Genomic DNA, 12,478 nt, shown 5'->3' with positions numbered 1-12,478 from the left:
CTCGACGCCGAACGGACGTTTGCGGAGACCGAAGCCGTGCTCGCCGCGCAGGACGGACAGATTTCGCGGCGCCAGATCGCGCTGTTCCGCGCGCTCGCGGGCGGCTGGTCGACCTAGGTGGCCGCCGCCCGGGGCGGGGGTGCAGGGGTGAGCGGCACGACACGCAGCATGGCCAGCGCGGCGAGCAGCAGTGTCGCCGCCGCAAACGCCATCGTATAGATCGGCTCGCCGGGGAAAAAGGCCGTCATGATCGACCCCATCACGGTCGCTACCAGCAACTGCGGGATGACGACGAAGACGTTGAACAGCCCCATATAGATGCCAAGCTTCGCCTGCGGCAGGCTGGTCGCGAGCATCGCGTAAGGCATGGCGAGCACCGATGCCCAGAAGATGCCGATGAAGATTTCGCTGGCGATCAGGTGCGTCGGGTCGCGCAGGATGAAGAAGCTGCCGTAACCGATCGCACCGCAAACGAGCCCGACGATATGCGTGCGCGCCTGTCCGATCCGGGCCGAGAGCCAGGGCAGCAGCGTCAGCGCGGCGACCGCCGCAACGGCGTTGTAGACCGCGAACAGCTCGCCGACCCAGTTGCCTGCCTGCTGGTAAGCACCGCTCGCGGCATCGGCCGAACCGAAATGATATTGGGCGACGATCGGCGTCGTGTTGATCCACATGATGAACAGCGCTGACCAGCTGAAGAACTGGACGAGCGCGAGGCGCTTCATCAACTCGGGCATTCCGGCGAAATCGCCGACGATGCTGGAGAGCATGTTCGTCTCGCTGCCCGCGCGGGCGAGCGCGATGGCGAGCATGCTCGCGAGGCCGTATCCGATCAGCAGCGCGCCGAGCAGCAGCACCTCGCGCAGCAGCGCGAATTCGATCCGGATGACGACGACGGCAACCCCCCCGGCAATCCATCCGAGGCTCGTCGCATAATTATGCGAGCCAAGCGCACGGACGGCGGGCGCTTCGGCGATCGTGTCGCGCTCATACGCCGCCATTTCGGCGGGGTCATATTCGCGCGTCAAGACGACCGTCCACAGCACCGACAGGAACAGTGCCAGCCCGCCGAACCAGAAGGCATAACGCACGGTGTCGGGGATCTGTCCCGGCGGCGCGACATTGGCGACCCCCATCGCCTCCATCAGCGTGGGGAAAAGCGATCCGACGACCGCGCCCGCTCCGATGAAGGCGGTCTGCACGGCATAGCCGATGCTGTGCTGGTCCTTGCGCAGCATGTCGCCGACAAAGGCGCGAAAGGGCTCCATCGAAATGTTGAGCGAGGCGTCGAGGATCCACAGCATCATCGCGGCGAACCAGATCGCGGGGCTTTCGGGCATCACGAACAAGGCGATCGCGGCAAGGATCGCGCCGGCAAGGAAATAGGGGCGCCGCCGCCCGAGGCGGCCGAGCCAGGTCCGGTCGCTCATATGGCCGATGACCGGCTGGACAAGCAGGCCGGTGAGCGGCGCGGCCACCCAGAGGCCGGGAAGCTTTTCGATATCCTCGCCAAGCGACTGGAAGATGCGGCTCATGTTCGCATTTTGCAGCGCGAAGCCGATCTGGATGCCGAAAAAGCCGAAGCTGATGTTCCACAGGCCGGCAAAGCCCTGTCGCGGCTTGTCCATCACGCGTCTCCCACCGGGCCGCCGTTCGCGGCTCTCGTCGGTCGAGGGTGTCGCAGCGTGCGCTGGGCAGGGCAAGTATCGTGCGGTCAGGTATACGAATACGTAGCAGCGGATCGGGGATCAAACCGTGGTGCTCTGGCGCCGGATCAGGCGCGCGGGCAAAACCCGTTGTTCGACCGGACGGTCGTCGATCCGCGCGAGCAGCGCGTCAACGAGCAGCGTTCCCGCGCCCTTCATATCCTGCATGACGGTGGTCAGCGTCGGCGAGGTCAGGCTGGCGGCGGGAATGTCGTCGAAACCGATGATCGCGACGTCCTGCGGCAGGCGTAGCCCCGCCTCGGCAAGGGCCCGCATCGCGCCGATCGCGATCAGGTCGCTCGCGGCGAAGATCGCGTCGAAGGTCGCGCCGCTCGCGAGCAGTGACCGTGCCGCCGCATAGCCCGAATCCTCCGAAGACACCGCATCATGTTGCAGCGCCGGGTCGGGATCGAGCCCGGCGGCGCGCAGCGCGCGGCAAAACCCGTTATAGCGATCCTGGAATTCGGGCGCATGGTCCGATGCGTCGCCCAGAAAGGCGATGCGTCGCCGCCCGATCTCGACCAGATGCGCCCCCGCCTGCTCGCCGGCGCCGACATTGTCCGATCCGACCGTCAGCCCGATGCCGTCGTCGGAGACCGATCCCCAGCGCACGAATTTCGTCCCCATCTCGACGAGGTGTTCGAGCTTGGTGAGGTAAAGCTGATAGTCGCCATAGCCGAGCAGGATGATCCCGTCGGACCGGTGGCTGTCCTGATAGGTGACGTGCCAGTCGTTGTGCATCTGCTGGAAACTGATCAGCAGATCATAACCGCGCCGCGCGCATTCGCGCGTGATCGACCCCAGCATCGACAGGAAAAAGGGGTTGATCATCGATTCGTCGGGGGTCGGGTCCTCGAAAAAGAGTAGCGCAAGCGTATGCGTGCGCTGCGAGCGCAGGCTCGAGGCGTTTTTGTCGACCGTGTAATTGAGCTCGCGCGCGATGCGTTCGATGTTGGCACGGGTCGCGGCGCTGACCGATTTGCTGCCGCGCAGCGCGCGCGACACGGTGGGCTGGGACACGCCCGCCAGATAGGCGATGTCGAAACTCGTCGGCTTGGCCGAGGGCTGGCGCCCCATGTGTCTCTCCCTGCCGCCGCAGCTCTGCGAATGGCCACGGTCCGGGTCCGGACACTAGCGATCGGCCCGGTCAATGCCAAGAATTTGCACCGGATCGAAACGGCGCTTTTGCGCCGCAAAAAGCGTGACATTCGGGCGACAGGCCGGCCGGACGCATAATATGCGTATACGTATACCCACTGGCCGCGTCCGCCGATTGGCTCCAATTGCGATGCGTCGACGGGAAAAACCGCGGCTTCAGCGAGAGGATGCTGCGCGGCGCGATCGCCGCCCCCTCTGGCTGTCGCCCGGGTCAGGCCGCCCGTCGCAGCAGGGGACTTCGAATGACCAAATCCAACAGCCTTCGTCCCGATTTTCGTCGGGGTGCCAGCGCCATCGCGCTCGGCCTTGCCTTGACCGTCTTGCTGCCCGGCGCCGCGCTGGCGCAGGACGCCGGGACCGCACCCGTCGACGAAGCGCCGGTCGACGGCGAAATCATCGTCAGCGGCATCCGCGGTGCGATCAACAATTCGGTGCAGGCGAAGAAGGCGAGCACCTCGATCGTCGAAGTGGTCTCGGCCGAAGACATCGGCAAGTTGCCCGACCTGTCGATCGCCGAATCGCTGTCGCGCCTGCCGGGTCTCGCGACGCAGCGTCTCGACGGCCGAGCCAATGTCGTGTCGATCCGCGGCCTCGCCCCTGACTTCACCACGACCCTGCTCAACGGCCGCGAACAGGTTTCGGCGAGCAACAATCGCGGGGTCGAACTCGACCAATACCCCTCCGAATTGCTCAATGGCGCTGTTGTCTACAAGACTCCCGACGCCTCGCTGGTCGGGCAGGCGCTTGGCGGCACGATCGACATGCGCACGGTGCGTCCGCTCGCTTACGGCAAGCGCGCGATCGCTGCGGGCGCCCGCTTTGAAATCAACGATCTCGGCAAGCTCAACCCCGATATTTCGAACAAGGGTTATCGCGCCAATATCTCCTATATCGACCAGAATGCCGACGGTACGCTCGGCTGGGCGATCGGTTATGCGCGCATGCAGTCGCCAACGGCCGAGGAGCGCTTCAACGCGTGGGGCTATCCCGAGGCGACAGACGGCACGAACACCGCGTTCATCATCGGGGGTGCCAAGCCCTATGTTAAATCGAACGAGCTCAAGCGCGACGGCGTGATGGCGGTGGTCGAGTGGGAGCCGAGCGACAAGTTTCACACGACGATCGACGGATATTGGTCGCGGTTCAAGGACGAGCAGCGCCTGCGCGGCATCGAGTTCCCGCTCGCGTGGGGCAATTCGACGTTGCAGCCGGGTTTCACGGTCGAAGACGGCCTCGTGACGAAGGGTGTCTGGACGGGCACCGAAGCCGTGATGCGCAACGACGTTGTCCATCGTAACTCGACCATCATCGCCGGCGGCTGGAACACCCGGTTCAAGCCCAATGAAAAGCTGACGCTTGAACTCGACCTTGGTTATTCGCGGCTCAAGAAGACCGAGGAAAATCTGGAAATCTACCTCGGTACCGGCCGCGGGCCCGGCGTCGGTGCGCGCGAAACCGCGCTGGGTTTCGAAATGCGCCCCAAGGGCGGCATCATCTTCGACCCGTCGCTCGACTACACCGATCCCGATCTGTTCGTGATCACCGATCCGCAGGGCTGGAGCAACTGCGGCGGAGCAGTCCCCAATTGCCAGGACGGCTTTATCAACACGCCGCGGATCAAGGACGAGCTGAAATCGGTGCGGCTGCAGGCGACGCAGGAACTGGACGGCGTTATCAGCAGCCTGCGCGTCGGCGCCAATTATTCGGATCGCAAGAAGAGTCTCGACGACCGCGGCTTCGTGCTCACCAGCAAAAATTATCCGGCCAACACGCCGGTGCCCACCGACTATCTTTATGATGACCCCGTGTCGCTCGATTTCATCGGCATCCCCGGCATGGTCGCGTTCGACAGCTGGCGGTTCTACAACGACGGGAACTACACGCTCACCGACGGCGCCGGCTTCGATCCGGCCCGCGTCTTCAACGACTATACGATCCGCGAAAAGGTCCTGACCGGCTTCGTTCAGGCGAATTTCGACGCCGATACCGGAAGCACGCCGGTCCGCGGCAACGTCGGCGTCCAGATCGTCCATTCGGACCAGACGGGCTCGAGCTTCTATGCGCAGGTCGTCGGCGGCGTGACCCAGTCGACGCCGATCACCGATGGCGACACCTATACCGACATCCTGCCGAGCCTGAACCTGTCGATCGAATTCGCCGACAACACCTTCCTGCGCTTCGGCGCGGCGCGTGTGCTGGCGCGGGCGCGCATGGACCAGCTGAAGCCCGGCGGCGGTGTCAATTTCGATGTGACGAAACGCGACAACACCAATCCCGCCGACTCGCCCTGGTCGCTCGATCTGGGCAATGCGAAACTGCGTCCGCTGATGGCTGATACGGTGGATGTCGGGCTCGAGAAATATTTCGGGCAGGGCGGCTATGTGTCGGTCGGCGGCTTCTACAAATATCTCGAAAATTATGTCTACCGTCAGGTCAATCCGTTCGACTTCTCGCAATTCGAGGTTCCCGATGGCGGCTCGGTCGGCACGCGTGCCGGGGTCAGCCGGCAGTGGCTGAACGGGAACGCCGGTCGCGTTTACGGCGCCGAAGCATCGCTCTCGCTGCCGTTCGCGACCTTCACGCAGGCGCTCGACGGCTTTGGCGTGCTCGGTAGCGCCTCCTATACCAAGAGCCGCGTGCGCGAGACCGGGCCCGACCCGATTTCGATGCCCGGCCTGTCGAAATGGGTCATCAACGGCACCGCCTATTTCGAAAAGGACGGTTTCCAGGTGCGCGCCTCGGGCCGCTATCGCTCGAAATTCCTGGCGGAGGTTTCCACCCTGAGCCTTGCCCGCGACGTGTTCATGGCCAAGAGCGAGTTCGTCGTCGATGCGCAGGTCGGCTATACGTTCCAGAGCGGTACGCTCGAAGGGCTGGGAATCCTGCTCCAGGCATCGAACCTCACGAACGAGCCGTTCGTGACCTATTACAACAACGACCCGCGCCAGATCCGCGACTATCAGAATTATGGTCGCAACTTCATGGCCGGTATCACCTACAAGTTCTGATGTACCGGGAGGGCGGGCCGGCAGACCGGCTCGCCCGCCGATCCGCAGAAACTTCATCGCGCAGCATGGCGCGGCAGGAGCGGCCACATGAGCCTTTTTGCATCGATTGTCGCGCTGACCCTCGCGGGCGCTGCGCCCGCGGCTGGGACCGCCGGGGATTATCGCCAGCGGCCGCCGGAGGACGAGATCATCTATTTCGTGCTTCCCGACCGCTTCGAGAACGGCGATCCGAAGAACGATCGCGGCGGGCTGAAGGGCGACCGGCTCCAGACCGGTTACGACCCCGCAGCGAAGGGCTTCTTCCATGGCGGCGACCTTGCGGGCCTGACGAAGCGGCTCGACTATATTCAGGGGATGGGGACGACGGCGATCTGGTTCGCGCCGATCTTCAGAAACAAGCCGGTGCAGGGCCCGAAGGGCGACGAGAGCGCGGGCTATCATGGCTATTGGGTTACCGATTTCACGCAGGTCGACCCGCACTTCGGGACCAATGCCGAATTCAAGGCCTTCGTCGATGCCGCGCACAGGCGCGGGATGAAGGTCTATATGGACATCATCGCGAACCATACTGCGGATGTCATTCGCTACGCGGAAGGCGAGGCCGAATCGTTCCCCTATCGCGCGATCGCCGACTATCCCTTTTCGCGGCGCGGCGGGATCGGCGGTGCGCCGATCAACCCGGGTTTCGCGGGCGACCATGTCGCCGATACCGAAAACTGGAAGAAACTGACCGATCCGGCTTTCGCCTATACACCCGTCGTACCGAAGGGCGAGGAGCACGTGAAGGTCCCGGCCTGGCTCAACGATCCTGCCTATTACCACAATCGCGGCAACAGCGACTGGGTCGGCGAGTCGGCACTTTATGGCGACTTTGCCGGGCTCGACGATCTCGCGACTGAAAATCCGCGCGTCGTCGAGGGTTTCATCGACATCTTTGGCCGCTGGATCGATGAATTCGGTATCGACGGCTTTCGCATCGATACCGCGAAACATGTGAATCCCGAATTCTGGCAGGCGTTCGTGCCCGCGATGCAGGCGCGCGCGAAGGCGCGCGGTATCCCCAATTTCCACATCTTCGGCGAAGTCTATATCGACGCGGTCGATCCGGGCGCGCTCGCGTGGCACACGCATGCGGCGGGATTGCCCGCCGTGCTCGACTTCGCCTTCGCGCGCGCCGCGATCGATGCGGTGAGCGGCACGAAGGGGACCGATCAGTTTGCGAAGCTGTTCGACGGCGACCTGCTCTACAAGGGCGGCGCGGCTGCGGCACTTCAGCTGCCCACGTTCCTCGGCAACCACGACATGGGCCGCCTTGCGATGTTCGTGAAGGCGGCGAACCCGGGTGCGAGCGAGGCCGAACTGCTCCAGCGCGTGATGCTGGGCCATAGTTTGCTGCTGACGCTGCGCGGCGTGCCGACGATCTATTATGGCGACGAGCAAGGGTTCGTCTCCGACGACAAGGACCAGCTCGCGCGCGAGAATATGTTCGCTTCAAAGGTCGCCGCCTATAATGATAACGACCTGATCGGCAGCGACGCGACGACCGCGGTCGCCAATTTCGATCCCGCGCACCCGCTCTATCGCCATATCGCGGCGCTGTCCGAAATCCGCCGCAAGACCCCGGCCTTGACCCGCGGCACGACAAAGGTGCGCGCCTTTTCCGAAAAGCCGGGCCTGCTCGCGGTATCGCGCTTCGATCCCGATACGGGGCGCGAGGTGCTGCTGGCCTTCAATACGTCTGCAGAGCGATTGTCGGCGAACATTGCCATCGATATGAAAAGCGCGGGCTTTACCGCGCTCCACGGCGACTGCCCGGCAACGCCTGCCGCGCCGGGCAGCCTCCGTCTTTCCCTCCCCGCCTTCGGCACGATCATCTGCCAGGCCAGCGAATAAGCGAAAGCCCGCGTGACGACGAACCAGCCCCTAATTCAGGAAGACCCCTTGAACGTCGCCGCCCCGCCCTGGTGGAAGGGCGCGGTGATCTATCAGGTTTATCCGCGCAGCTTCGCCGATTCGAACGGCGACGGCATCGGCGACCTCGCCGGTATCGCCGCGCGCCTCGACTATATCGCCTCGCTCGGTGTCGACGCGATCTGGCTGTCGCCCTTCTATCCCTCGCCGATGGACGATTTCGGTTACGACATCGCCGACTATTGCGGGGTCGATCCGATCTTCGGCACGCTCGACGATTTCGACGCGCTGGTGGCACGAGCGCATGCGCTGGGGCTGAAGGTCACCACCGACCTCGTCTTCGCGCACACCTCGGACCGGCACGTCTGGTTCGGGGAAAGCCGCGCGAGCCGCGAGAATGACAAGGCCGACTGGTATGTCTGGGCCGATGCCAAACCCGACGGGTCGCCGCCGACCAACTGGCAGTCGGTGTTCGGCGGCCCGGCGTGGACGTGGGATGCGCGGCGCGGCCAATATTATATGCACAATTTCCTCGGCACCCAGCCGCAGCTCAACGTCCACAACCGCGAGGTGCAGGATGCGCTGCTCGGCGTCGTGCGTTTCTGGCTCGACCGCGGCGTCGACGGCTTTCGCATCGATGCGATCAATTTCTCGATGCACGACCCTGAACTTCGCGACAACCCGCCCGCGCCGCCGTCGAACAAGGTCCGCACGCGGCCGTTCGATTTCCAGCAGAAAATCCATAACCAGTCGCACCCTGACATCGCGCTGTTCCTCGAACGCATCCGCGCGCTGACCGATCAATATCCGGGCAGTTTCACCGTCGCCGAAGTAGGCGGCGATGATGCGGTGCGCGAGATGAAGCTGTTCACTGCGGGGACAAGCCGGCTCAACAGCGCCTACGGCTTCGACTTTCTCTACGCCGACCGCCTGACGCCGCAGCTCGTGCGCGAGGCGGCCGAACAATGGCCCGACACGCCGGGGCTCGGCTGGCCGAGCTGGGCGTTCGAGAATCACGATGCGCCGCGCGCGGTGTCGCGCTGGACCCCCGAAGGCGTCGATCCGGCGGCCTATGCGCGGATGAAGATGGCGCTGCTCTGCGCGCTGCGCGGCAATATCATCATCTATAACGGCGAGGAGCTGGGGCTCGATCAGGTCGAGATCCCGTTCGAGCTGGTGAAAGATCCCGAAGCGCTCAAGAACTGGCCGCTGACGCTCTCGCGCGACGGCGCGCGGACCCCGCTGCCGTGGGCCGCGGCGGAGGATAACGCCGGCTTTTCCGCCGCTGATCCGTGGCTGCCGCTTGGCCCCGCGCACCGCGATCTCGCGGTCGATCGTCAGCAGGTGGACGAGGCCTCCTTGCTCAACCTGACGCGCCGGCTCGTCGGCTTGCGCGCCGCAAACCCGGCGCTGCGGCTTGGCCGCGATGATCGCTGGGTTGCCGAAGGCGATTTGCTTGCGTTCGACCGTATCGCCGGGAACCGGCACGTCCGCTGCCTGTTCAATCTGGGCGCCGGGACGATCGATATCGCGGCGCATCGCGCGGCGGGCGCGGAACTGGTCGCCCTTAACGGCGCGGAGGCAATGGTGCTGCCGCCGTGCGGCGTGCTGTGGCTCAATCTCGAAGGAAAAAATGATGCGTAGCCTGATCGCCGCTTTCTCGCTGGTCGCAGCCGCGCCCGCCATGGCGCAGGACGCCCGGCCCTCGCAAACCGCCGCGTCGCCCGATGGCGGTCTCGTGCTGACGGTTGCGACCGACACCGACGAGCGGCCGATCTGGTCGCTGTCGCGCAAGGGCAAGCTGCTCATCGCGCCGTCGAAGCTCGGCTTCCTGCTGACCGACGGCATCGGCCTGCAGCGCGGGTTCCGCATCGACGGCGCGGAGACGGGCGGTGCCGACGAGAAATGGGAATTGCCGTGGGGCGAGCGCCGCTTTGTGCGCAATCACTACAACGAACTGCTCGTCCGCTTCCGCCAGCATGAAAGCTGGGGCGGGCATATGATCAATGTCCGTTTCCGCCTCTTCGACGACGGCATCGGCTTTCGCTACGAACTGCCCGGGCAAGCCGGGCTGAAGACCGCGAAAATCGCCGACGAGGTCACCGAATTCGACATCGCGCCCGAAGGCACGGCCTGGTGGATCACTGGCGGCGAATGGAACCGCTACGAGCAAATCTACCAGAAGACGCCGATCGATGCGGTCGCCACCGCGCACACGCCGATCACGATGCGCCTCGCCGACGGCACGCATCTCGCGTTCCACGAGGCGGCGCTCGTCGATTATTCGGGCATGTGGCTGAAGCGTGTCGAGGGGCGCAAGTTCCGCTCGACGCTGTCGCCTTCTTCGCGCGGACCGCGCGTGATCCGCGACCTGCCGTTCAACACGCCGTGGCGCACGATCCGCATCGCCGACGATGCGGCGGGGCTGGTCGAAAGCGACCTCGAACTCAACCTCAACGAACCCAACAAGCTCGGCGACGTGAGCTGGGTCAAGCCGATGAAATATATCGGCATCTGGTGGGGAATGATCCGCGGGCCGTGGAGCTGGGCCGAAGGGCCGGAGCATGGTGCGACCACCGAGCGCACCAAGCAATATATCGACTTCGCGGCGAAGCACGGCTTTGGCGGCGTGCTCGTCGAGGGCTGGAACAAGGGCTGGAACGGCAACTGGTTCGGGCATGGTGACGAATTCAGCTTCACCGAGGCTTATCCCGATTTCGACCTGAAAGCGGTCACCGACTACGCGCGGAAAAAGGGCGTGACGCTGATCGGCCATCACGAGACCGGCGGCAATATCGCGGTCTATGAGCAGCAGCTCGAAGACGCGATGAAGCTGTACGGCCAGCTCGGGGTCAAGGCAGTGAAGACCGGCTATGTCGCCGACGCCGGCGGTATCGTCGCGCCGGGCGACACGCCGGACCAGACACGCATGGAATGGCACGACGGCCAGCGGCAGGTGCAGCACCATCTGAAGGTCGTCCAGACCGCGGCGAAGTACAAGATCGCGGTCAACCCGCACGAGCCGGTCAAGGATACCGGGCTGCGGCGCACCTATCCCAATTGGGTTGCGCGCGAGGGAGCGCGCGGCATGGAATATAATGCCTGGAGCAACTTCGGCAGCGGTCCCGATCATGAACCGACGCTGGTCTACACGCGCATGCTGTCGGGCCCGATGGATTATACGCCGGGAGTGCTGAGCCTCGAGGGATCGAACAAGGCGCCGTTCGCCTCGACGCTCGCCAAGCAGCTCGGCCTGTATCTCGCCATCTATTCGCCGATCCAGATGGCGGCCGACTTTATCGAAAGCCTTGAAGCCCACCCGCGCGAGCTGGAGTTCATCAGGCAGGTCCCCGCCGACTGGTCCGACAGCCGGCTGATCGCGGGCGAGGTCGGCGATTATGCGATCTTCGCGCGCAAGGACCGCAATAGCCTCGACTGGTATGTCGGCGGGGTCAATGATGCGACCGAACGCACGCTGACGCTGAACTTCGATTTCCTCGACGCGGGCAGGAGCTACACCGCGACGATCTGGAAGGACGGCGAGGGCGCGACCTATCTCACCGACGCGCGCCACCGGATCGCCTATGAAACGATCAGGGTGAAGAAGGGCGACACGTACAAGCTGTGGCTCGCCCCCGGCGGCGGGGCGGCGATCCGCCTTCATCCGGGGAAGTAGCCGCAATCCAATCGGTGGTTTCAGACGATATGACTGACCTGACCGCCGGGCGACCATAGCTGCGCGGCGAGCCGGTGCAGCGCGCGCGACAGGCCGCGCCGGTCGATCGCGCCGCCGAGCGAAACGCGCATTGCCTTTGGTGCATCCCCGGTGACCGCGAACCGGTCCGAGGGTACCGCCGACAGCCCGTCGAGCGTGAGCGCGGCAGCGAACAGGTCGGGGTTGCTGTCGTCAGGCAGCGACAGCCAGAGGTGATAGCCCTGCGGATCGGCGGCATGGCGCCCCTCGCCCAGCACCGTGCGAGCGAGCTTCTGCCGCCACATCGCTTCCCTGCGGACCGCGTCGACAAGGCGGTCGAAACTGCCGTCGGCGAGCCAGAGCGAGATCATTGCGACGTTCAGCGGCGGCGCCATCACCGCGCTTTCATGCTGCCACAACGCGAGCGCCATCGCCTCGGCCACGCCCGGTGCGCGGACGAACCCGACGCGCAATGCGGGCGACAGGGTCTTGGACACGCTGGCGACATACCAGCTGATGTCGGGCGCGAAGCTGGCGATCGCGGGAATCTGTGCGCCGGGCAGCAGCGCATAGGCGTCGTCCTCGATGATCCCGACCCTCGTGTCCCGTGCCCACGCGGCAATTTCGCGCCGGTCCTTGACCGTCAGGGTCACGGTCGTCGGATTGTCGTTGGTGGGGACGACGTAAAGCGCGCGGAGCGGCGCGGCGGAATGCGCGGCTTCCAGCGCGGCGGCGGTAATTTCCGCGAGCGGGACGAGCGTAACGCCGATCCGCCGCGCGATCGCGCGGAAGCCGGGATAGATGTAGCGGCCGCACGCGACCCGGTCGCCCGGTTTCAGTATCGCCGATGCGATGGCGTGCAGCCCGTTCTGCGCGCCCGCGGTGACGATCACCTGCTCGGGATCGGAGGTCAGACCCGAGCGCGCAATCAGTTCGGCGCCGGTTTCGCGGTCCGCCGTACCGCCGCCCGGACGCTGATAGTGCAGCCGGGCGCCGCCGTC

The 12,478-nt window shown here is 64.9% G+C and carries 7 protein-coding genes; 4 read left to right on the top strand and 3 right to left on the bottom strand.

Translation table 11 applies throughout. The annotated features are described in order from the left end of the window. Positions 1 to 113: 113 nt before the first annotated feature. Together VN047_RS00555 and VN047_RS00550 are read right to left on the bottom strand one after the other, a co-directional pair. On the bottom strand, positions 114 to 1,628 hold the full coding sequence (locus tag VN047_RS00555; protein ID WP_325538959.1) for an MFS transporter: 1,515 nt from the start codon (positions 1,626 to 1,628) through the stop codon (positions 114 to 116). 120 nt (positions 1,629 to 1,748) lie between these two features. Continuing rightward, positions 1,749 to 2,783, bottom strand: coding sequence for a LacI family DNA-binding transcriptional regulator (locus VN047_RS00550; protein ID WP_325538958.1), 1,035 nt, complete (start codon positions 2,781 to 2,783; stop codon positions 1,749 to 1,751). Between the two features lie 323 nt (positions 2,784 to 3,106). On the opposite strand from VN047_RS00550, the gene VN047_RS00545 reads away from it, so the two are divergent. From VN047_RS00545 to VN047_RS00530, 4 genes are all read left to right on the top strand, one after another. Next, the gene (locus VN047_RS00545) at positions 3,107 to 5,872 is read left to right on the top strand and encodes a TonB-dependent receptor (RefSeq protein WP_325538957.1); all 2,766 of its coding nucleotides are present in this window, start codon (positions 3,107 to 3,109) and stop codon (positions 5,870 to 5,872) included. An 87-nt stretch (positions 5,873 to 5,959) separates the two neighbouring features. Continuing rightward, the gene (locus VN047_RS00540; protein ID WP_325538956.1) at positions 5,960 to 7,765 is read left to right on the top strand and encodes an alpha-amylase family glycosyl hydrolase; all 1,806 of its coding nucleotides are present in this window, start codon (positions 5,960 to 5,962) and stop codon (positions 7,763 to 7,765) included. Positions 7,766 to 7,777: 12 nt separating this feature from the next. Continuing rightward, a complete protein-coding gene (locus VN047_RS00535) occupies positions 7,778 to 9,427 on the top strand; it encodes an alpha-amylase family glycosyl hydrolase (RefSeq protein WP_414712642.1) in 1,650 nt (549 codons plus the stop codon). Beyond that, complete coding sequence (locus VN047_RS00530) at positions 9,420 to 11,459, top strand: glycoside hydrolase family 97 protein (RefSeq protein ID WP_325538954.1); 2,040 nt, start codon at positions 9,420 to 9,422, stop codon at positions 11,457 to 11,459. The genes VN047_RS00535 and VN047_RS00530 overlap by 8 nt, the downstream gene beginning before the upstream one ends. Before the next feature lie 20 nt (positions 11,460 to 11,479). Here the strand turns inward: VN047_RS00530 and VN047_RS00525 are convergent. Next, a partial coding sequence (locus VN047_RS00525; RefSeq protein ID WP_325538953.1) for a PLP-dependent aminotransferase family protein occupies positions 11,480 to 12,478 on the bottom strand: 999 nt, incomplete at its 5' end.

This window comes from Sphingopyxis sp. (assembly GCF_035565275.1).
GTDB lineage: Bacteria > Pseudomonadota > Alphaproteobacteria > Sphingomonadales > Sphingomonadaceae > Sphingopyxis.
This window is presented reverse-complemented; position numbering and strand designations above follow the sequence as displayed.

Coding starts and splice junctions, on each gene's coding strand:
- VN047_RS00530 (WP_325538954.1), top strand. CDS start 9,420: ATGCGTAGCCTGATCGCCGCTTTCTCGCTGGTCGCAGCCGCGCCCGCC.
- VN047_RS00550 (WP_325538958.1), bottom strand. CDS start 2,783: ATGGGGCGCCAGCCCTCGGCCAAGCCGACGAGTTTCGACATCGCCTAT.
- VN047_RS00545 (WP_325538957.1), top strand. CDS start 3,107: ATGACCAAATCCAACAGCCTTCGTCCCGATTTTCGTCGGGGTGCCAGC.
- VN047_RS00540 (WP_325538956.1), top strand. CDS start 5,960: ATGAGCCTTTTTGCATCGATTGTCGCGCTGACCCTCGCGGGCGCTGCG.
- VN047_RS00555 (WP_325538959.1), bottom strand. CDS start 1,628: ATGGACAAGCCGCGACAGGGCTTTGCCGGCCTGTGGAACATCAGCTTC.